Here is a 20,224-nt window from a genome sequence, read left to right on the forward strand (position 1 = left end):
CGCTCGGCAGCGCCGCCGCCTCGCTCCACGCCCATCGGGATATCGCCACCGTGCAACTGCATTGCGTGCTGGCGGTGGCGGGCCTGTGGGTCACGTACATCATCAGAAAAGGCAACGCCAATGAACTTCGCAATCGTCCGGCTCCTGGCAGTGGCAGCGGTGGCTGCGGCAGCCGCGTGGGGCTGGCAGGCCAACCGCTACCAAACCGCCATCGCGCAGCTGCAACGCGACCACGCCATCGAGCGCCAGGTCGCCGTCGATACCGTCGTGACGGCGCTGCAGGCTGCGCTAGCAAAGCACCGGCAGCTTACCGACCAGCTCGACGCGCTCGACCGTACCCATTTCTCGGAGATGCAACGTGCCACCGCTGAAAACACGCGCCTGCAGCGCGCCCTTGCTGCTGGTGATGTACGGATGTCAGTGCGCGCCCGTTGCCAGCCCGACGCCGGTGCCGGCGCAGGTGAAGATCAGCCCGGCGCCGGCGTGGGCGATGGAGCCCCCGGCCGATGTGAGTTATCTGGAGCGGATGCGGCGGATCTTGTCGATCTCTTCGCCGGGGCGGAGCGGGATGCGGAGAAACTGAGATACTTGCAGGCGCGCGAGCGTGCGCTTGAGGGGGCGGGTGTTTGTGTTCAGCCCTGAGGGGTCAACCGCTCGGGCGAGCGTGAACGTCCGCTATCGGCCAGAGGCAGACGTTCCCAATCCGGGCTTATAAAACGCTCTTCGCAGTCCGGAACGGAGGCTCGTGGATTGACATTCAGCCGTATTGGGGAGTTTGGGTATGCGAGTAGTAGGTGTTTTCCGCGAGCTGACGGGCCAGAAGGCGAGCTTCTTGCCATCCATTTACGAGGTGAAGAACAAGCTGCTGCCGCAGGATGCAACGCAACTCGTTGCGTATCTGCGCAAAGGCGTGCCGGTGTTTGACGTCATGGAAGCAACCCGTGACGCATTCGACCCCACGAAGTTCGTAAATGGTGGGCCAAGCTTGTTGTCCGATGGCACTTGGGTATGGCGCGAAGACCTGGCCTACTACGTGGAGTGTTACAGGGTGGACGTCTGCAGTGAGTTCATCGAGCACGCAAGGAGAGCGACTGCTGAAAAGCTCGATGAGGCAGCCATTACTGCGCGCTGTGAGGAGGCCCTTGCCGCATATGAGCGGTTTGAGAGTTCGGGAGAGTGATGTGCCCAAGCAGCGGGGCGGTACGCCTCGCCGCAATGTTTGGCAGCTTCAACTTCCCTCTGATTGCTAGCGACTGTTCTCGGCCAATACCGGTTATTGCAAATGGCCCGCACCGCCGCCAACCCACCCAGCGATGCGAGCCCCATCCCACCCGCCTACACCCCCGCCTCAATCAAATCCGAAATCTGCACCGACGCGCGCGCAAAGTCAGTCAGCGCGCGGGCGCGCTTGTGCCGATAGCTGCCGGCGGAGATGACGACGGGTTCTTTAGCTTCGTCGTGCTGCAGGACGACGAGCATGCCGGTGTAGCGGTCTGCCTGGTAGATGTGTTTGTTGAGCAGTTGCAGCGCGCGCTCGACGTCGGCGGGGTAGAGGCTGGCGAGGTCTGCGGGTGTGCGGGCGGTGGCGGGCGCGTCGTCGATGCACGGTTGTGCCGTGAACTGGCCGGTCTTGCGGACGGCGGGCAAGACGATGGACGTCACCCACTTGCGGAAGCGGTGCGGGACGGTGCCGGGCTTCACGGCGTCTCGGCAGCGCAGGACTAGGGTGTACATGCCGGACTCCGAAACGATGCCGACTTGTTGCCGGCCACCATGAGTGTCGGTTAAACCGACACCCTTTTCGTCGGCATCCAACTTCAGGAGTGCATCCCGGCTGTTGGCGATTTCAAGCGCGGCACACACGTCGGCTGCGACGAACCACGGCTCGTCATCGCGCATAACGACGCGCACGGTATGGGATTCGAAATTGAAGGTGTTCGGGGTAGGGGCGAGCGCGGACGCGCCAACAGACGTACCAGTCATGGCATGACTCCTTGAGTGCGGTGTGTAAACCGCCTCCCGACGCCAATCGGGGGGCGGCGACCGAGCGGGTTGGCGTACCGGACTCAAGGAACCGGCGCTCCTTACGGAGCCCGCGCCCGGCGCCGCCATAGGAGCAGCCAGACGTGCGCAAACAAAAAGCCGCGCGTGAAAAGCGGCGCGGCAATCGTGCGCCTTGAGATTACGGGACGCCAATCCCGTGTGCCGGTGTTTCCGGCGACCGGCCGAGTATACGGCTGGTTGGGAGTTACGTGCAAACCATCGGCTCACCGATCAGCTCGATGCTCGTGAGGCCGGATTGTGAGTGTGAGGGGCGACGCCGACGAAAGGAAGGTACGTGGGCCGCATTTGTCGGGCCGCTCCAAAAATGCAGGTGATTTCCCTTGGACATTCGCTTAGAATGCGAACGCGAATTGTTCCTATTACCATTAATTGAGCCACTCCGGTAGCCAAAGAGCTTGCCGCGTCAGGGAAATGAAAGCAGAAAAATGTGGAGGAGGCAGCGCAGGATCCGCGCTGTGGCGGGTGTCTCGCTTGGTGCTGTCGGCTGCGGGGTGCGCTGTTCTGGTGTCGGGGTGTGGCGGTGGCGGAGATAGTGCTGGTACTGGTACATCTACCCCTGCTGCAACAGGTGGCCTGTCGCCTATGGCGCAGGTGGGCAAGCAGATCTTTTTCGATCAGGCGCTCTCGGCCTCGGGCAAGCAGTCTTGCGCGTCGTGCCATGACCCCGCGCGCGGTTTCACTGATCCGAACAATCTGGCCGTTTCGATCGGCGGGCCAAATTCCGATTTGCCCGGCCTGCGAAACTCACCGTCGCTCAATTACGCGTCGTTCACACCGAACTTCAAGGTCGACAGCACCGGCAAGGCTTCCGGCGGTTTCTTCCGCGATGGCCGTTCGGCATCCTTGGCGGATCAAGCGCAGCAGCCGTTCACCAATGCATTCGAGATGGCCAATGCCTCGGCCGACGAGGTGTTGAAGACGCTGCTGACGCGTCCGTACCTCGATCAGTTCACGGCGGTATTCACCAAGGCGGGCATTCAGGACAGTGCGACCGCCATGCAGAGCATCGGTCGCGCGCTGGCTGCATTCCAGAGTGAAGACCCGAGCTTCCACACCTTCGACAGTAAGTTCGACGCCTACCTCGCCGGCAAAACGACGCTGACGGATGCCGAGACGCGCGGCCTGCTGCTGTTTAACAACCCGACCAAGGGCAACTGCAACGCTTGCCATATCTCGACGGGCAAAGGCAGCACGCCGGCGTTGTTTACCGATTTCACGTACGACAACGTCGGTATTCCGCGCAATTGGAGCATCGCCGCCAACCAGGAAGGCACTCCGCTGCCGTACGTGCCGAAGAACGGCCTGGCGCTGGGCGATCCGAACTACAGCTACTACGACCTGGGCATGTGCGGGCCGCTGCGTACCGACTTCCGCGTGGGTGGGTCGACGTGCGGCAAGTTCAAAGTGCCGACGCTGCGCAACATCGCGCTGACGCCACCGTATTTCCACAACGGCGTGTTCCAGACGCTTGATCAGGTGGTGGCGTGGTACATCACGCGCGATACCGACCCGGGCCGCTGGTACGTCAAGGCTGATGGCACGCCCGATGTGCCGTACAACGATCTGCCGGTTGGCTTCGATGCCAACGTGAACGTGGCCGAAGTGCCCTATAACCCAGGCACCGCGCCGTCGCTGACGAACCAGGAAATGAGCGATCTCGTGCATTTCCTGTGCACGCTCACCGATGGATTCGATCCGGCCAACCCGTCGGCCTATCGCCTGCCGGCGCAATGCAATTCCACGGCGGCGAGCGTGGGTGCCGCCCGTATCCAGACCGCCTCTGCCAGCGGAGCCACGCTGAGCAAGACGGCAGCAAGCAAATAAGCCAATTCAAAATTCCAAGACCAGGGAGCGTCACAGCATGAAACGAACCGCCTTGTCGGCAGCCGCCGTCATTGCGCTGATGGGGGCCGGCGCAGCCGATGCCGCCACCACTGCGCAACTCGAACAGAAACTCGACGCCATGGCCGCGCAGATTGAAGCGCTCAAGGCGGAGCTGAAAGAGGTGAAGGCGCAGAACGCGACGCTCGCCACCCAGCAGCAGACGCAGGCGAAAGCACAGGCACAGCAAACTGCTGCCCTGCAGGACGTACAGCAGACCGTGCAGACGGCGCAGCTCGCCTCGAGCCGGCCGTCGCCGCTCGACAACCTCACGCTGTGGGGCTACGGCGAAGTCAACTACAGCCGCCCGACGCGCCGCTCCGAAGACACCAAGATGGACCTCGCGCGCGCGGTGTTCGGCATTGGTTACAAGTTCAACGACAAGACGCGCTTCAATTCCGAGTTCGAGATTGAGCACGCTATCGCCTCGTCGTCTGACTCGGGTGAATTCGAAGTCGAGCAGTTCTACATCGATCACAAGCTGACCGACAAGATCGGCTTGAATGCAGGCCTGTTCCTGATCCCGAGCGGCTTTATCAACCGCAACCACGAGCCGACCAACTACTATGGCGTCCATCGCAACTTTGTCGAGACGCTGATCATCCCAAGCACGTGGCGTGAGGGCGGTCTCTCGCTGTACGGCGATACCGATTTCGGCCTGAACTGGAACGTTGGCCTGACGACCGGCCTGAACCTCGCCAAGTGGAATTTCAACCCGGAAAACCCGCTGTTCAACTCCGCGCTGGAGATGCAGAACAACGGTGCAGGTCCGCTGCAGCAGACACACCAGGAGCTGGGGCTGGCCAGTGCGAAGAACCTGTCGCAATACGTCGCGCTCAACTACACGGGCATTTCTGGCCTGACGCTCGGCGGCTCCATCTTTACGGGCAAAAGCAGCCGGTCAAGCACCGACGCACCGCTGCCGGAGCAGCGTGCCACGCTGTATGAGGCGCACGCTCGCTGGACGCCCGGCAAGTGGGACCTGTCAGCGCTGTACGCACGCGGCACGCTCAGCAACACCGAAGCCGTCAATCAGGCCAACCCGGGCGCAGCCAATCCGATGCCCTCGGCGTTCTATGGCTGGTTCATGCAGGCGGCGTACAACGTGTGGCAAAAGGGCGACTATCGTTTTGCACCGTTTGTCCGCTACGAGCGCTACAACATGGGTGAAAAGTACGCGGGTCTTGCACCGGGCTTCACTTTCCCTGCGGGTTGGCCCTCGCTGTCCGACACCGTGTACACCATCGGCGCGAACTTCTATCTGAACCCGAACGTGGTCTTCAAGGTGGACTACCAGCGCTTCAAGCAGAACCGCGATTTCTCGCGTGTGGATCTGGGCCTGGGCGTGTCGTTCTAGGCTGCGGGAGCGGCAAATCCAAGGAGGTGCAAGCCATGCGTTACCAGCCAGTGCCCATTGTTCTTGTCTGTGCCGCCGCCGTGGGGGCGCCGGGCATGATCGTCACCAAGGCGTTTGCGGCGGACTACCTGTCCGCTGCCGAGGCCCAGAAAGCAATGTTTCCTGACGCCACAGGCTTCGAGCCGGTGCCGCTCACGCTCTCAGCCGACCAGCTCAGGCAGCTGTCCGAACGTGCGGGCGGCCCGGCCAAGCCGGGTGCGTGGCGCGCATGGCAAGCCAAGCAAGGCGATAAGGCGCTCGGCTACTTCGTGACCGACGCCGTCATCGGTAAATTCGAGCTTATCAATTACGCCGTGGCCCTGAACCCGGCCGGCGAAATCAGCGGCGTGGAAATCCTCACCTATCGAGAAAGCCACGGCTACGAAGTCCGCAATAAGCCGTGGCGTGCACAGTTCTTAGGTAAGTCGGCGAAGTCGGCGCTGCGCATCGGCGACGATATCAACAACATCAGCGGCGCAACGCTGTCGTGCACTCACCTTACCGACGGTATTCGCCGCATCGCGGTGATGGCACAACTGGCGCTCATCAAGAGCTGAGGCGCTTGGTGGACGCGTCTGTTTGCCGGCGTGCGCGGCCGCTGCTCGGTACGCTTGTTGAGGTGCGGGCCGAAGGCTCTGATGCCGGTGTCGCCGTGGCCGCAGCGCTCGACGAGATTGCCGCCGTGCATGCATTGCTGACTCTTCATGCGGAGGACAGTGAACTGCAGGCGATCAATCGCGCGGCGGCGGGTGAGAGGCTCATTGCAGATTCTCGGACCCTTGCCGTTCTGCGCCTTGCGGCGGAACTGCATGACTTGTCGGAGCGGGCGTTCGATTGCCGTATCGGTCCCGTCGACTTCCTCGCAGATACGCGCTTTCCCGTTTCCTTCGACGGCGATATCGTCGTCAAAGAAACCTGTGCACACATGGATCTGGGAGGCATCGCCAAGGGATTTGCAGTGGACTGTGCAATCGACGTGTTACGCGGTTTCGCCGTGGAGAGCGCGCTGGTGAATGCCGGCGGCGACCTACGCCACCATGGCACCCGTCCGATGTCGGTACAGGTGCGTGACCCGCGAAACGCCGCCCGTGTTGCAGTGTCTGTGCTGCTTGATAACGCTGCACTGGCCAGTTCGACGGCTGGCGGTTTTGGCGCAGCCGTCGAAAGTGCATCCCGTATCCGCGATGCCAGCGGCAGGATGCTGCCACCTCTTGCCGGAGCAACCGTGCAGGCGCCCACTTGCATGTTGGCCGACGCGCTGACCAAAGTCGTGCTTGCTACTGGTAATGAAGCCGATCCGCTGTTGACACGGTACGGTGGGGCAGTGGTCGTATACTCGCCAGCTTAGGCGCCCCACAGTACTCCATGTCCGTTCCACCGCGTTTGTCCTTTCATCTGCGCGAAAGCGCATTTCGCCTTAGTGCCCGACGGCGCTGGCTGGTCTATGGCGCATTCGCTGTCCTGCTCGCTACGGGCCTCGCTTGGCTCGCCATGCATTTTTCAGATGACGGTAGCGAAGTCGGAACGCTGGTGCTCGCTTGGAGCATGAAGCTGCACGGTGCGGCCGCCATGGCAGCGCTTTACCTGTTTGGAATGCTGTGGGGGCCGCATATCCGCAACGCATGGATGCGAAAACGTAATCGCGCAGCAGGAGCGTTGCTCGGCTCTCTCTCATTGATTTTGGTCGCCACGGGCTATGCGTTGTACTACGTTAATGGCCAGTTGTTGCGCGAGAGTGCAGAGTATCTTCACTGGTCGGCGGGCCTTTTGTCCTGTGTCGCCCTATGGGTACACATTGCTGTCGGACGCCGCAAGCGCAAAGTGATCGTGTAAAGCTTGTCTGGCTGTCTTGCGCACACTCTCTTTGCTCGAAGTCTCACTCGGACCGCCACATCGCAAGGCCAAAGACTTCCGAGATGCTTGCGGCAGTTTGGCGTCTACACCCCCGCCTCAATCAAATCGGGAATCTGCACCGACGCGCGCGCAAAGTCAGTCAGCGCGCGGGCGCGCTTGTGCCGATAGCTGCCGGCGGAGATAACGACGGGTTCTTTGGCTTCGTCGTGCTGCAGGACGATGAGCATGCCGGTGTAGCGGTCTGCCTGGTAGATGTGTTTGTTGAGCAGTTGCAGCGCGCGCTCGAAGTCGGCCGGGTAGAGGCTGGCGAGGTCGGCGGGTGTGCGGGCGGCGGCGGGCGCGTCGTCGATGCACGGTTGTGCCGTGAACTGGCCGGTCTTGCGGATGGCCGGCAGGACGATGGACGTGACCCACTTGCGGAAGCGGTGTGGGACGGTGCCGGGCTTCATTGCGTCGCGGCAACGCAGGACTAGGGTGTACATGCCGGATTCGCTGATGACGTTGGCCTGATCGTTCCCCCGGGACAAGCCCTGAATTGAAGTTAGGGCTTTCTCATCAGCATCGAGAGAAAGAAGCGCCTTGGTCGGATTCGTGAGCTGCAAGGCGCGGCACACGTCGGCTGCAACGAACCACGGCTCGTCGTCACGCATGACAACGCGGACCGCATGGGATTCGAAATTGAAGGTGTTGGGGGTAGGGGCGAGCGCGGACGCGCCAACAGACGTACCAGTCATGGCATGACTCCGAAGTAGCGGTGTGCGAACCGCCAACCCGACGCCAATCGGGTGGGCGGAACTGTGCAGGTTGGCGTACCGGTACTTCGGAACCGGCAGGGCCGAAGCCCTCCCGCACAGCCCGCCCGAAGGAGAACCATGCTGCGCAAACAAAAAGCCGCGACCAATGTGCAGGCGCGGCTCGAATGCGCCGAAGTATACCGGGACGCCAATCCCGTGTGCCGGTGTTTCCGGCAACCGGCCGAGTATACGGCTGGTTGGGGTTGCGTGCAAACAAACGGGTTAATGCAAAGAAACCAGCCGCTTACCGACCAGATGGACCGGTTCACCCCTATTTTGAGTATTGCGCGGAGCTTCGGCCCTATGCCAAGCTAATTGGGCCCAATAATGGGGACTTCTTAAGGAGGGCCAATGTTGACCCAATTTTTGAATACCCCAACCGTTCGCGCTGGGGGCATCCAGTGAGGGTCTGACCCTATGGGGTGATGTTCTGGGAGTAACGTCAAAAGCGGCACATTCTGTGCGCTACCTCTACAGGCGCGCTCAGACCCGCTTCCATTCGACCATGCCCGGTCCGATGGAGTGCTGTTCGACATAAGACGGGAGACGGCGGGTCAGACCGCTGCATTGACGGAGCCCTGCAGGCGGATGCCTGCGGGACAACTCACGACGGCAGTGCCGAACAGGGCTGTCTCCTTCCCACCTTCCCCAGTCAGATAAAGAAATGAAATTCATCCCTGGCGATGAAACGGACGCGAACCTTTGCCGAATGCTACGGCATGAGTATTTGCGGTGCACCGAAGCGTTTCATGACTTCGTGACCGCAGCTCGGCTGTTGCAGGATGGCGAGCAAGGGCGCGAGCTTGCCTATCGGGCATACAATTCCTACGCACGTTTCATCTTCCACCTCTACGAATTCATATTGGCTTGCGATCAGCGCACGCGGGGCGATACCTCTTCAATTCAGGGAGAGGCCGCTGAGGAGGTGATCGCAGCTTGCGCGCAACGCGCTTTCAGGATTGGCACGTCATCCATCAACTCCGCACCGCTCGGTTCGTCTGTGCTGGGCTCAGGAATTAGCGTGTCGTTTCAGGAGATGAGGGACCTCGCAAAAGCGCTCCGAAAAGCTCGCAACATTGCGATGGGACACGTCAAGCATGAGCGTGCGGGCCTAAATCTATCGGAGTTCTACGGCAAGTATCACAAGTATCTCGTCGCGCTCCATCGCGCCTCAGTCACCATGTGGGGTGATTTCGGGGAGGAATTTCCGGACCTGGGTGAGGTGACTGCGTTTTCTGTGCTGGTCAAAAGCACCCCACCTAGTTCCATTTGCTAGCGGCGCGGGAGAAAAAAGGGGGCGACCAACCGGCCGCCCGTCCTACCCGCTTCACATCGGGTGATACTTGCCAAAGCCCAAGTAGTCATAGAAGACCTGATTGGCCTCCTCCCAACTCGCAGCCTCGAACGTTTTCACCAACACCGAATCCTCTTCGAAGGCATGCGGTTGCTTCTCTTTGGCCCCTTTCTCGACCAAGATCGGATCTCGTCGGAAAGACGGTGGGGAGGCCCAGATTTCATAAGTGGTCATAGTGGTCCTGGTTATGGCGCCGTGCGACCAAGCTCCTCGTCGTCGATTTCAACGAACGCCCAGATGGCACCCGCGTACTCATCTTGCTTGGTCAGGTCTTCAATTGTCGAGCAGGTTGCGTCTACGTCTTCGCCGAGCTCTGCCAGTGTCTGCAGATGACCCGCGATGGCCTCCCGCGTGTTGCGGATGGCTTCATCAACGGTATCGCCCCACGAGTGCACGCCGGGAATATCCGGCACCGTGACGCCATAGACGCTCCCCTCGTCTTTGTGAATCGCGATGGGGAATTGCATGGCTTTTCTTCCGAGGTTGGCAGGCATGCCGCAAGAGGACTTAGATCTGATAGAAATAATTTGAAATCGAGCGACGCTCTCGTTCGCATAGAGTTTGGCGCACAAACAAAGTGACGACCTTCGGGGGCGGGGGAATAGATGGGAATTTTGCGCTTGTTGATAACGGCCATCTTCATGATTGGTGCCGTTAACGCGCACGCTGAGATCGGCTCAATCGCCGGCTACAGATGGCAGTATTACTTGTCGACCACGGGTCCCTACTACCCCTCAGCGGAAGTGGCCTGCCGGACCATTGCTGGGTCCGTTCCCATCAAATACATCACGCCAACGGTGCCCGGAGAATACGCCTGTTGGTTTGACATCGGCGGTTACGACAGCAACTTTTTTGTTGACCTTGACAGCAGCGGCTGCGCCGATGGTTACACGCGTCAGGCTGATAAGTCGTGCGCTCCATCGACTCCAGAAGTGAAGGCATGCCCCGTTTCTCATCCCGTTTATCCAGGCACGGGTGCGAAGACCCTTACCGAGCGCGACGACGCGGGCAGCGAAGAGCTACCCATCTCTCGCACGTACCGTTCTGATCTTCGCTTCCGCACTAACGGCGCAGCAGGCGGGTGGATGTTCAATTGGCAGCGGGCCGTAGACGTTGCGGTTGTCAATAGCTATTCGTCCAGTCCGATCACGACTTTGCGAGACGGCGGCACGGTTCGCGTGTTTTCGAAGTCGGGCACCGTTTGGACGACGTCGGGCATTCGCGACACGATCGAGCACGTCGGATCAAATTGGGTCTACAAGGCTCCCACAGAGGGTATCGAAGAGACGTACGACGCCCAAGGCAACCTGCTTTCCGTACGCGAACGCAATGGCCGCACCACGGCGCTGCAGTACACGACCACCGGGCAACTGACCAAGGTCACAGCCCCCAGCGGCCGAAACCTGACCTTTGGGTATAACGCCCAAGGCCGCGTCTCCAGCATCACCGCGCCCGACGGCGCCATCACCCAGTACGCCTACAACGCGAACGGCATGCTGACCACCGTCACGTGGCCAGACAACACCACGCGGCAGTACGTGTATGAAGACACCCGATTCCCCACGGCCCTCACGGGCGTGATCGACGAAGCTGGCGTGCGGTATGCCACCTATGCCTATGACGATCAGGGGCGGGCGATCACCAGTGAATTGACCGCCGGCGCGGATCGGTATCAGTTCCAGTATCAGGCGAACGGGCAGACGACGGTCCTGACGCCGGATGGCGGCAGCAGCGTGTACAGCTTCCTGAAGCAGAACGGTGTGTTGTTGCCGACTGGGGTGAGTGCGCCGTGTCCGACGTGCGGCAATACCGCGCTGAGCACCAGCTACGACAGCAACAACAACGCGACCAGCAAAACGGGCTACGACGGTTCCACTACGTCATACACCTACGACACCCTCGGCCGAGAAACGCAGCGCATCGAGGGCGCCGGGACTGCCAACGCGAAGACCACCACGACGGAGTGGGACCCACAGCAATGGCTCGTGACACGCGTTGCCGCGCCGAACAAGATTGAGGCGTTTTCGTACGATGCGAACGGGAATCTGCTGTCGCATACCGTGACGCCGACGGGCGATGCGAATGGTAGCCAGGGGTTCGGGGCTGCGGCTTCGGGGCCTGTCCAGCGCACAGACTGGACGTACGACGATAGCGGCCACGTTTTGACAGCAACGGAGCGCACGGATGGCGCTGTGACGGGCACTTGGACGCTCACCTACGACGGTCAAGGCAATCTACTGACACTCACCAATCCGGACGGGAAAACCGGGCGCATCACGCTCTACGACGCAGCAGGCCGCGTGCTCGAAGCCGTGGATGTAAATGGGATCGCCGTCAAGCTAGCCTACAACGCTCGCGGGTGGGTGACTGCCTACGACTACGGTGAGCAGCACATTCGATACGAGTACGACGCCATCGGCCAGCGGACTGCCATGGTTGGCCCGCAAAACCTGGTTATGCGGTATGTCTACGATGCTGCACATCGACTGACGCAGATTCTGGACAACATTCCGACTGCCCAAAGCGACACGAGCGCCCAGACTGCCAGCCCATTTGCTACGACTGCTACCAAGCGCTCTGCAACACAGTCCATTGGTGACATGGTCAGACATGGCTGGAACGCAATGCTCGCTTGGGTGAAGAGGCAACTCGCTGGACTGATTGCATCCGCGCATGCGCAAGTGATACCGGTCCCCGGCGCTGGGGGCTCGGTATTGCCACCCATTCCAAACGTATCGCTTCCCATCAAAGGGCCGCAGTATCCCGAAGACAGCATTGATCCGAATGCTGGTGCGGTGATGTCGAAGACTCGACCACCGGGAATGAGCTCGCTTGAGGAACGACACTACGATAGAACGTGCGCGAACAGCCAAGATCCATGCGTTGCTCTGAAAGCTTCGGCTCAGAAAGCCATCGCACAGGCAAAAGTGAAGATGAACAACATGCTGTGCGACACCATGCTGTACAAGTATGCCTACGACACGCCAAATCCAGCCGTGACCGGAACCAATACGACTTGGAAGGGCCATGCCGACGATCTGGACGGCCGAATTTCGAACATATGGGCCATGATCTCCTTGGGGAGAAAAATGGGCTGTGATATGTCCGCAGAGACGGCCGCAGCTATGACTTTGTTGACTCCTGGAGCTCCTCTCTAGCCATGCAGATTGATATCGACTTCAGCATCTTCGACTCCCCAACCACTGCCTTTGGCAACGTGACCGGCAGCATTGACGTCGCATCGCTGCCTAGCATTGGAGACGTCGTAGATCTGTGTGCTGATGGAAAACATGTTGGCCCGCTAGGCGGCTTCTCTGGAAAACTGAAAGTCATCTCCGTGGTTCAAGTGGGCGATTCCGGAGCTCTGCTTTACGGCTTGGAGGACGTTGTAGTTGCATCGCTGGGCGAAGCGCAAGAATTGGCAAAGCGGCTGGAGGTCGACCTCGGCTTGTTCTGTGTAGATTACGGTCGCTAGCCGCTGCTCGACAGGCGGCAGTCCCTTTTGACAGACTCTTTCATGGGCCTATGCTTGACCGCGGCTTTCGCAATCGCTGTCGGCGGGGGAGCAGCGTTGCTCCGTCGAAAACACCGCGAAGCTAGCTTGCAGGCGCTGTTGGAGAGGGAGTCGCTCAGCGACATTGATATCTACAGGCAGTTCTACGCGAGCGGCAATTTTGACGAGGCTGCCGTTCGTTCGACATGGAACGAGATCGCAGAGACGTTGCGAGTGCCCGCCGACAAGTTACGTCCGACTGACAAGTTCGGCACCCACATCGGCGTCTGTTTCATCACCAGTGACGAGCTGGACACGCTTGGCGAGCTGGCTGCGCAGCGTGCTTGCCGGCATGGAAAGAAGGTCGACCTCTCCGCCATCGCAACCGTTGATGATTACGTGAAGGCGTTCGCCGTGAGGGGCAGATGGTAGATGACGAGATCGCAGAGAGTTGCGTTTCGAAAATTGCAAGGAGCTCTCCCTTTGGAAAAGATGTCATCTCCTACGAAATACAGGACGACTTCCAATTTGTTCTTCTTTCTGTAGTGACAGATGGGGTGAGTGATGTGTCGCCCCTCGACAGAAAGAGAATCGCGGCTATGGTGGACGGTATCGTCCCGAAGAGGGATGGGGAGTATTCCTGGATGGTGAATTTCACTCTGAACGGGAAGATCTTTGATAGCTATTTTGGTGGCGACTCGACGGCGCCTGATGCGGGCTTGTAAGCAGGGTGTCGTGGTTTTGTTAAGTCGTCGAGCGGTTCTATACAGGAGGGGCGATGCAAAGACATGAAGCGGAATACGTAGGCAACGAAGGCGCCAAGATCAACGCATTCGGGAGGGTCTTGGTCAACCTTCTCGCAAACAAAGGGAAATTCGCGCCTTTCGACGAGATTGCCTGTGTGGAAGTGAAGCGCTCAGGCGACTTTGACATCGAGCTTGACGTGCATCACGTATTGATCGGTGGCACGTTCAAACACGCTTTCAGCAAGTTATCTGGCCACATGTCGCTGTATGGTGTTCTAGTCTTAAGGGAAATCGGCCAGGATGGTCACCCAATCGGTTTGCCTTTCCTCTCGTTCTCCTTGGATGGCGAGGGAAATCTCGGCTGGAGGGGCCCGATCCACGATTTGCACGGTGCCTTGCCGGTAAATAGGGATGCTGCAAATCGGCAGCGAACTGCTTTGCTAGAGTTGCTCCGAATGAAAGTGCAAGAACACCTCTGGGAAGTTGCTCAGTCGGCCGAAAATTGAGAATTCAGCCCAGCATACAAGCCCGCCAAGGCGCCAAGGCGCCAAGGTCTAGGCATTTGTGCCAAGCACTTCGAAATAAAGCTGCAACGAAGCCCCTGAGATGGGGGTGTCGAAGCGGATCGAATCTCCTAGACTCGAATCTCGATCATAAAAGGAGCGGTATCAGATGAACGGGCCGGTTACCAAAGACGGGCTGCTGGTCGCGCTGAAGCAATCACTCGCCGCCAAAGTCTCCGCAGACATTTTGGATCGATTCCTGGCATCGATCAGCGTGGAGGACGGCTACGTGGCACATATGAGCTACGGTGAAATCGAGAGATCTCTTCCTGCCGCTGACTTTTCTCGCGTGCTGGACCAACTGCATATTCCCGGGACAACGTTCCAAGCCTATAAGGACAAATCTTGCGAAGGGAACATCCAGGCCCGCTTTTGCGTTGACAATCCAGGCAACTACTGCAATCCGTCTTACTGCCACGGAAACTGACTTAACGCGAAATACGTGTCCAGATAACTGGCGCGACCAGCTTTACACCGTCGATGGCAGAGTAAATGCCTGCCTCGCTCACGGCGCCTTTCGTGCATGAGTCGCTGTTCAGACCCCCTCGTCGACTGGTTGCAAGGGCGGTCGATGGTGTATTCACGTTGCGGCGCGATGCGCGTAATACGGCCGCAGCTTGTCCTCAAGAATCGCGTCTGACGCATCGAGGTCGCGCGCTTCCGGGTTCAGCCATGCATCAATGTTCTCTGGCTTGATCGGAATCAGCACGCGGTCGTGCCCCGTCTCCGCAATCTCCGGCGGCGGATCCTCGGTGATGATGGCGAACGACAGCAGATCCTTTTCGCCGGGCTTGGTCGCGCGCCAGTGTGACCACACGCAGGCGACGAGCAGCGTCTGCGGTGGGTCCGGGCGGAATTCGAGCACGACGTTGCTGCCGTCTGGCCGCTTTACATTTTCATAGAACGCGTCGACCAGGACGATGCCGTGCGTGTGGCCGTATTGGCCTTTCCAGAAGCCGCGCAGGTTGTCACGGCGTGCGCAGTAGGTGCCGGGATACTTCTCGTCGTAGAACGCAGGCTTGCCGGCAGGGCGGCAGTGATAGCGCATCGGTTTGACGACGCGCCGGCCGTTCTCCATGACCATCACAGGCGCGTACCAGCCGGGGAAGATGCGCGAGTCCCGCGGCTTGAGGTCGGTGCTCTTGAGGTCTTCGAGTTTGCCCTTGGCCGCCGCGATCTTGTTGGTGGCGATGCGGGCGTCTTCAGCGGCCTTCTTCGTGGCCTTGGCGGCAAGGGATTGCTGGGCTTTCTCCAGCCGTTCGGTCTGCTTGGCCAGCTCCTGCAGCAGCGCGATCTCGTCTGCGGCCATGCGCGCGCGGATGACCTCGGCGATCTTCTTTTCTTCGTCGGTCTCGGGCGATTCGAGGAAGTGCGCGGTCATCGCTCTGGGCACGCGCATCTTCGGGTTGGCGAAGTACTCCATCACCATGCGCGTGAAGTCGTCGAGCGACATGATGGCGCCGTACTCGTGTACGAACCGTCGATAGTCGGCTTCGATTTGGGCGGAGTAGCACATGGGCGCAGGGCTCCCGAGTGGGAGGTTTCATCATACGCTGTGGGGCGCTTCGCCTTCGGTTCCCGGGCGGGCGCTAAGAGTCAACTGATGTTTGTTAGTAACAGTCGTGATGCGGGCGCTACTGGGCGTAAAAAAGCCCGCACATGGCGGGCTTGATGGTGGCAAGTGTCGCCCCGGGATAGAGCTGGGGCTTAAAGGCCCACCGCCTTCTTTCTCTCCATAACAAGCGCCATGGACTCAATCAGCCCATCATCGCTGAGTGTGTGTGCGAGCGGGCCGCTGTTGCGAAGGAAGATATTTACGTCGCGGGGCGTGATACGGCCATTTGAGGCATCGTACATCCGAAAGACCACGTCGGCGGTATTGAACTTGGTGGCGTCGTCCGTACCAGACTTCCCGCGTGCCTCGATGACGTTCATAAGCTGATAAGACAGCTCGCGCGCGTCCTCTTTGCTGCCCTTGATTTTGAACGCCACCACAACCTTCGAGAAGTCTTGAAAAAATTGGACCGACGGCACGTCGCCTTGCGACGCTTTGATTGCGTTGCACACTTCGACCTCATCTGCCGTCGAAATCATGTTGATGGCGTAGGGCTTTACGCCTTCCGAGGTGCACGCCAATTGGCCGGTTGGTTCTGGCGCTTTTTCTACACCTGAGCGACCGCTATCGTCTCCGCAGCCGGCAAGTGCCAGCGCAACCAGCGCGGCAGTGGTAATCGTCCTCATCCCATCCCTTTGAAGTTGTATTAGTAGTTAAAAAACCATTCCGGACCGGTACTTGACGCTCCCTACGATGTCTATGTGTTCTAGCTGATCGACCGGAACGTCAGAAGCTGAAGGATTTTCTTCGTTGTCCCTGACAGTTCGCAGAGAGCCATCCCGCATCTTGAAGATGTATTTGACCAGTATTTCGCGAGCATAGACAAGAGCATGCTCAGCTCAGCGATGCAACTGGCTGTCCAAGCCCGGCCCATTTGCGCCAGCGCAAATTGAGCGTGAGAGGGTGCTCAAATAGTCGACGTCGATCTGCGCGTAGTTGCACATGGGTGCAGCGCTCTCGGGTGAGCTGCTACCTTCGGTCGACTGGCGGTCGCTTGCCTCTGACCTTGACGATCATCTCTGACAGCCAGCTCTCTTGTTGCAGTACTGCCCGCAAGGCCAACACCGCGGCGCCGAGCGGGTTGTCCGGGTGGACAAAATACTCTTCCGTTTCTACGCGCCACGCGTGGTAACCGATGACGTGAAGAGCGCGGATCTCCCAGAGGAGCCGCATGACGGTTTCGTTGTCTCGGTGCTCTTCGGCCAGCTGGTGCAGCTCGGCAAGAGTGAGCGCGGGAAAGCGCTCGCGGATGGGTTTCGACATGGGCGCACCGTCACCATTTGCGAGCGTTGCGCATGGCCCGGCGGTCATGGGGCGCGGGCTCGGCGGAGAGGGACGCGCGGTATGCCTCCTTGCGCGCAACTTCCTCGTGAAACCATGTCTCCGCCGCGAGCTCTTCGTGCAGCGCCGCGACGGCAATGCCGAACGCGTCTGTCCGGCCGCCCGGGCCGGCGGCCTCCGCGACCTGGTGGACGCGGAAGACGAGGTTGCGCAGCGCCTGCACTTCCATCACCAGCCGCCGCACGACAGGGTCGTGGCCATAGCGGTCGCCGATGGCCGTCAGTTGCTCGGTGCTGAGCGCGGGGTATTCGATGCGGAGGGGGTAGGGCATGGTACGAGTACTGTATGTTTACACAGTATCGTAGGCCGGATGCTACGCGTCAACGTAGACAATGCAGACGTGAGCGATGCTCCTCCCATTCCAGTTCTATCTCGTAATTCCCGTCTGCCCCCCTTAATGGGTGGGCCCTACTTCTCGGGCGGGACGTTAAACTATCTGCACATTAGTGCTCAAAAGAGCACGCACTTGGGGGCGGGGCGATTGGGAAAAACGGGCATCGCACTTTCGGGCGGTGGGGTTAGAGCCATGGCGTTTCACGCCGGTGTATTCCAAGCCCTCGCTGAGCGCCGAGCACTCGAAGGAATAGCCAAACTATCCACCGTCTCTGGCGGGTCCCTCTTTATGGGACTGCTAGGGCGGCTTACGGGCTGGCGCTGGCCCACTTCTGACCAGTACCTAAATACAGTTTTGCCCGCCGTACGCGACACCTTGACATCAGTTTGTCTTGAACGGCACACCGCCAGGCTTTTATTGCGCCCTTGGGCGTGGAGGCACATTTTCTCTCGCGCGAATCTGCTCGCGATGTCCCTGGAAGAGTGCTGGGGCATCAACGTGCCCGTCGATGCCATCAGCGGGTTCGAGAGGGAATGGTCGATCAATGGCACAACCGCTGAAACAGGTCGGCGGTTCCGATTTAAGCATGACCGCTGCGGTGATTACGAGCTGGGTTACGCCGCCGCAACGGAGTTTCCTCTTTCCCTCGCTCTAGCGTCGTCAGCAGCATACCCATTCATCATTGGGCCGGTGGCCATAGCTATGGAAAATTTTACCTGGACCAAGCGGCCGAAGTGGGGTGGCGACACATTCGATGAGGTGGCAATCGCTCCGGCATTCAGGCGCATTCACGTAATGGACGGCGGCATATATGACAACCTCGGTACGGAACCATTGTTTGATGCTGGGCGCCAAGTTCTCAAGGATGGCGTCGACGAACTCATTGTTTCCGACGCTGGTGCGCCGCTAACGCGTGAAGGCCTGGCCGCGCAATTAAGTATAAAGCGGGCGCGGCGCGCAGTAGAGATTGCGTTAGATCAAACGCGAGCGCTTAGGGTCAGAAGTTTTATAAACTCTCTTCAACGGGGTGCCATCAAAGGGCGGTATTATGGAATTGGATCGGAACCGAGTAGACGCAGGATCCTGTCCGGACCTGTTGCCGAAGGAAGTCAGTGGCTCTCATCGGATCAAATTGACATTGCCGCGCGCTGGCCTACCGATCTGAAAATGCTGAGTTACGATGCATTCGATTTGATATGCCGACATGGCTGCGAGGTGGTTAAAAAGACAGAAATGTTGGTTAATAAAAAAGAAGAGGTGGGGTATGGGAGTAAATCCATTTCTTAGCGCGAGCAAGGATCTTGCACTGCGTTCCGTCTCGACTCGCTTTCGTGCGTATCAGTTGGGGGAGGCAGGAGCTTCTTATTCGTACAGCTATGGTGATCACCTGACTTTGGTCGAGGCGAGAAGAACCGAGGCGATAAGCCACAAATCACTACTGGATGAATTTGGCGCACTGAATCGCAGTAATATTGACTGCTTGCACATTACAAGTTGGGACTATGATCACTGCAAGCCGGCTGATCTTAAGTGGATTATCGATAATCTTCATCCAAAGGTGATTGAGTATCCGGGGTACGCTCCTCATACCGAGTCGGCAAAGGAAGCTTTGTCGATAATAAAAAACTATAAAAAATCGAAGGATGCGGCGCCCGCTGGGGGTCGACCAGTAAGGATTGTCCCGGTTGATCCACCTTACATCGCATCACTTCAAAAAGGCGAGAATCTTGGATATAAAGATCTTCTTTATCATCCAAAAAAAATATATGAAGGTAATTCAAATAACAATTCAACAGTAAAGTTGTTTCGGGGTGGGGCTTTTAATGTCGCGAGTCTTGGGGATATCGAAGACGAGAAAATCGGGGCACTCCTGAAATCTTGCAAGATATTTTGCCGAGAGGTCGATATTCTAATCTTGCCTCACCATGGTGCTCCCAGTAAGGTTGCGACTAAAAATTTCTTCGAAGCGGTGCGCCCTTCTGTAGCGATCTGCACGTCTAATTTTGACAACCAGTATGATCACCCTTGTCAAGAAATTCGGGATGTTCTCTGGGAACTGAAGATCCCTCTCTTCACCACTAAAACCGGTGACGTTTTGATCGAGTCAATTGGCTCTCATACTACGAAGTACCGGTTGACAAATCTGATGTCAGATTCGTCAAAGGTGTCTTCGGTGAAGGAATTCGAGAGTAAGAAAGGGCGTTTGCTCAGCCAAAACGCCGACACCGTTCGGAATCTATACAGCCGTCAGAATCGGGGCCCGCGGTAGGCGCGGACTTCGAGGGCTACCCGCGTGCGTGCCATAGCTTGATCGCGTTATTTACTTCGGCTGTGATATCAGGGGCCGTCAACCTGTCCGTGTAGATTGACCGACTACCCGACACGCCTGGCGCCGAGTACTGGATGGCGTGCGCCAGTTCGTCCAGGTAGGGGCCGCCTCGGCGCCGGTACTTTGCGGCTTCGTCGCTGTTGAGCTGCATCGTGAAGCTGTAGTAGGCAAAGCTGTGATTGCAGTTCACGTCGAGGTACAGCTTCTGCCCGTCTCTGAGCAGGTACCACGCGTGTGGGCCATATTCGAGGACTTCCACTCTTCCCTCAATTTGATCTTGTCGTTCTATGCGGCGAACAGATCTCCGCTAGGTCGCGGATGAGTGTAGCGCTGCAAGCCGGACGAGGCAGGGCGCGTCTACCAACTGGGGCACGCGTATCTGGTCGCTTTGCGGGCTGCGGACGAACGTGTACCGTGCGACTCGTAGGAGCGCGAGGAGGTGCGGACCAGGGGATTTGCG

The 20,224-nt window shown here is 59.0% G+C and carries 26 protein-coding genes; 17 read left to right on the top strand and 9 right to left on the bottom strand.

The genetic code is table 11. The features are described 5' to 3' along the window. The first annotated feature begins 120 nt into the window (after nucleotides 1-120). Nucleotides 121-642 (top strand): lysis system i-spanin subunit Rz, encoded by a 522-nt coding sequence (locus NG898_RS05605; protein ID WP_252691422.1) that lies wholly within the window; start codon nucleotides 121-123, stop codon nucleotides 640-642. 139 nt (nucleotides 643-781) lie between these two features. Then, entirely contained in the window at nucleotides 782-1,180 is a 399-nt protein-coding gene (locus NG898_RS05610; RefSeq protein ID WP_252691423.1) for a hypothetical protein, read from the top strand. Nucleotides 1,181-1,335: 155 nt separating this feature from the next. Here NG898_RS05610 and NG898_RS05615 read toward each other — a convergent pair whose 3' ends face one another. Beyond that, nucleotides 1,336-1,983 (bottom strand): BRO-N domain-containing protein, encoded by a 648-nt coding sequence (locus NG898_RS05615; RefSeq protein WP_252691424.1) that lies wholly within the window; start codon nucleotides 1,981-1,983, stop codon nucleotides 1,336-1,338. A 492-nt stretch (nucleotides 1,984-2,475) separates the two neighbouring features. Between NG898_RS05615 and NG898_RS05620 the strand changes: the two genes are divergently transcribed. Genes NG898_RS05620 through NG898_RS05640 form a run of 5 tightly spaced genes read left to right on the top strand, consistent with a single transcriptional unit; the run spans nucleotide 2,476 to nucleotide 7,174 of the window. Next, nucleotides 2,476-3,888: a cytochrome-c peroxidase gene (locus NG898_RS05620; RefSeq protein ID WP_252691425.1), complete on the top strand. Its 1,413-nt coding sequence runs from the start codon at nucleotides 2,476-2,478 to the stop codon at nucleotides 3,886-3,888. Between the two features lie 37 nt (nucleotides 3,889-3,925). Continuing rightward, a complete protein-coding gene (locus NG898_RS05625; RefSeq protein WP_206275731.1) occupies nucleotides 3,926-5,302 on the top strand; it encodes a porin in 1,377 nt (458 codons plus the stop codon). 35 nt (nucleotides 5,303-5,337) lie between these two features. Continuing rightward, nucleotides 5,338-5,898 carry an FMN-binding protein gene (locus NG898_RS05630; protein ID WP_252691426.1) on the top strand — a complete coding sequence of 187 codons (561 nt, stop codon included), beginning with the start codon at nucleotides 5,338-5,340 and terminating at the stop codon, nucleotides 5,896-5,898. An 8-nt stretch (nucleotides 5,899-5,906) separates the two neighbouring features. Then, nucleotides 5,907-6,689 carry an FAD:protein FMN transferase gene (locus NG898_RS05635; protein ID WP_252691427.1) on the top strand — a complete coding sequence of 261 codons (783 nt, stop codon included), beginning with the start codon at nucleotides 5,907-5,909 and terminating at the stop codon, nucleotides 6,687-6,689. Between the two features lie 17 nt (nucleotides 6,690-6,706). Further along, complete coding sequence (locus NG898_RS05640; RefSeq protein WP_252691428.1) at nucleotides 6,707-7,174, top strand: hypothetical protein; 468 nt, start codon at nucleotides 6,707-6,709, stop codon at nucleotides 7,172-7,174. A 104-nt stretch (nucleotides 7,175-7,278) separates the two neighbouring features. On the opposite strand, the gene NG898_RS05645 is transcribed toward NG898_RS05640, so the two are convergent. Continuing rightward, entirely contained in the window at nucleotides 7,279-7,929 is a 651-nt protein-coding gene (locus tag NG898_RS05645) for a BRO-N domain-containing protein (protein WP_252691429.1), read from the bottom strand. A gap of 138 nt (nucleotides 7,930-8,067) precedes the next feature. On the opposite strand from NG898_RS05645, the gene NG898_RS05650 reads away from it, so the two are divergent. Together NG898_RS05650 and NG898_RS05655 are read left to right on the top strand one after the other, a co-directional pair. Further along, on the top strand, nucleotides 8,068-8,304 hold the full coding sequence (locus NG898_RS05650; RefSeq protein WP_252691430.1) for a hypothetical protein: 237 nt from the start codon (nucleotides 8,068-8,070) through the stop codon (nucleotides 8,302-8,304). Nucleotides 8,305-8,653: 349 nt separating this feature from the next. Continuing rightward, nucleotides 8,654-9,265, top strand: coding sequence for a hypothetical protein (locus tag NG898_RS05655; protein ID WP_252691431.1), 612 nt, complete (start codon nucleotides 8,654-8,656; stop codon nucleotides 9,263-9,265). 51 nt (nucleotides 9,266-9,316) lie between these two features. Here NG898_RS05655 and NG898_RS05660 read toward each other — a convergent pair whose 3' ends face one another. Together NG898_RS05660 and NG898_RS05665 are read right to left on the bottom strand one after the other, a co-directional pair. Beyond that, nucleotides 9,317-9,517 carry a hypothetical protein gene (locus tag NG898_RS05660; RefSeq protein WP_252691432.1) on the bottom strand — a complete coding sequence of 67 codons (201 nt, stop codon included), beginning with the start codon at nucleotides 9,515-9,517 and terminating at the stop codon, nucleotides 9,317-9,319. An 11-nt stretch (nucleotides 9,518-9,528) separates the two neighbouring features. Further along, complete coding sequence (locus NG898_RS05665; protein WP_252691433.1) at nucleotides 9,529-9,810, bottom strand: type II toxin-antitoxin system HicB family antitoxin; 282 nt, start codon at nucleotides 9,808-9,810, stop codon at nucleotides 9,529-9,531. A 138-nt stretch (nucleotides 9,811-9,948) separates the two neighbouring features. Here NG898_RS05665 and NG898_RS05670 point away from each other — a divergent pair, with 138 nt between their 5' ends. From NG898_RS05670 to NG898_RS05695, 6 genes are all read left to right on the top strand, one after another. Then, nucleotides 9,949-12,501, top strand: a complete 2,553-nt coding sequence (locus tag NG898_RS05670; RefSeq protein ID WP_252691434.1) for an RHS repeat domain-containing protein — start codon at nucleotides 9,949-9,951, stop codon at nucleotides 12,499-12,501. Between the two features lie 2 nt (nucleotides 12,502-12,503). Next, nucleotides 12,504-12,818, top strand: coding sequence for a hypothetical protein (locus tag NG898_RS05675; protein WP_252691435.1), 315 nt, complete (start codon nucleotides 12,504-12,506; stop codon nucleotides 12,816-12,818). A gap of 126 nt (nucleotides 12,819-12,944) precedes the next feature. Beyond that, nucleotides 12,945-13,268 (top strand): hypothetical protein, encoded by a 324-nt coding sequence (locus tag NG898_RS05680; protein WP_252691436.1) that lies wholly within the window; start codon nucleotides 12,945-12,947, stop codon nucleotides 13,266-13,268. Continuing rightward, nucleotides 13,262-13,561 (top strand): hypothetical protein, encoded by a 300-nt coding sequence (locus tag NG898_RS05685; RefSeq protein ID WP_252691437.1) that lies wholly within the window; start codon nucleotides 13,262-13,264, stop codon nucleotides 13,559-13,561. The genes NG898_RS05680 and NG898_RS05685 overlap by 7 nt, the downstream gene beginning before the upstream one ends. Nucleotides 13,562-13,614: 53 nt before the next feature. After that, on the top strand, nucleotides 13,615-14,088 hold the full coding sequence (locus NG898_RS05690; protein WP_252691438.1) for a hypothetical protein: 474 nt from the start codon (nucleotides 13,615-13,617) through the stop codon (nucleotides 14,086-14,088). Between the two features lie 166 nt (nucleotides 14,089-14,254). After that, nucleotides 14,255-14,572 (top strand): hypothetical protein, encoded by a 318-nt coding sequence (locus NG898_RS05695; RefSeq protein WP_252691439.1) that lies wholly within the window; start codon nucleotides 14,255-14,257, stop codon nucleotides 14,570-14,572. A gap of 153 nt (nucleotides 14,573-14,725) precedes the next feature. On the opposite strand, the gene NG898_RS05700 is transcribed toward NG898_RS05695, so the two are convergent. The 4 genes from NG898_RS05700 to NG898_RS05715 all read right to left on the bottom strand — a co-directional run bounded on the left by NG898_RS05700 (nucleotide 14,726) and on the right by NG898_RS05715 (nucleotide 17,372). After that, entirely contained in the window at nucleotides 14,726-15,661 is a 936-nt protein-coding gene (locus tag NG898_RS05700; RefSeq protein ID WP_252691440.1) for an SOS response-associated peptidase family protein, read from the bottom strand. Nucleotides 15,662-15,852: 191 nt separating this feature from the next. Beyond that, nucleotides 15,853-16,386 carry a hypothetical protein gene (locus tag NG898_RS05705; protein ID WP_252691441.1) on the bottom strand — a complete coding sequence of 178 codons (534 nt, stop codon included), beginning with the start codon at nucleotides 16,384-16,386 and terminating at the stop codon, nucleotides 15,853-15,855. A 343-nt stretch (nucleotides 16,387-16,729) separates the two neighbouring features. Beyond that, nucleotides 16,730-17,023, bottom strand: a complete 294-nt coding sequence (locus NG898_RS05710; protein WP_252691442.1) for a hypothetical protein — start codon at nucleotides 17,021-17,023, stop codon at nucleotides 16,730-16,732. A gap of 10 nt (nucleotides 17,024-17,033) precedes the next feature. After that, nucleotides 17,034-17,372: a hypothetical protein gene (locus NG898_RS05715; RefSeq protein WP_252691443.1), complete on the bottom strand. Its 339-nt coding sequence runs from the start codon at nucleotides 17,370-17,372 to the stop codon at nucleotides 17,034-17,036. A gap of 126 nt (nucleotides 17,373-17,498) precedes the next feature. Here NG898_RS05715 and NG898_RS05720 point away from each other — a divergent pair, with 126 nt between their 5' ends. Both NG898_RS05720 and NG898_RS05725 read left to right on the top strand, forming a co-directional pair. Then, on the top strand, nucleotides 17,499-18,722 hold the full coding sequence (locus NG898_RS05720) for a patatin-like phospholipase family protein (protein WP_289812983.1): 1,224 nt from the start codon (nucleotides 17,499-17,501) through the stop codon (nucleotides 18,720-18,722). Continuing rightward, nucleotides 18,700-19,704: a ComEC/Rec2 family competence protein gene (locus tag NG898_RS05725; RefSeq protein ID WP_252691445.1), complete on the top strand. Its 1,005-nt coding sequence runs from the start codon at nucleotides 18,700-18,702 to the stop codon at nucleotides 19,702-19,704. Before NG898_RS05720 ends, NG898_RS05725 begins: the two co-directional genes overlap by 23 nt. 16 nt (nucleotides 19,705-19,720) lie before the next feature. On the opposite strand, the gene NG898_RS05730 is transcribed toward NG898_RS05725, so the two are convergent. Then, on the bottom strand, nucleotides 19,721-20,023 hold the full coding sequence (locus NG898_RS05730) for a hypothetical protein (RefSeq protein ID WP_252691446.1): 303 nt from the start codon (nucleotides 20,021-20,023) through the stop codon (nucleotides 19,721-19,723). Nucleotides 20,024-20,224: the final 201 nt, after the last annotated feature.

It is taken from the genome of Ralstonia mojiangensis (assembly GCF_023955645.1).
Classification (GTDB): Bacteria; Pseudomonadota; Gammaproteobacteria; order Burkholderiales; family Burkholderiaceae; genus Ralstonia; species Ralstonia mojiangensis.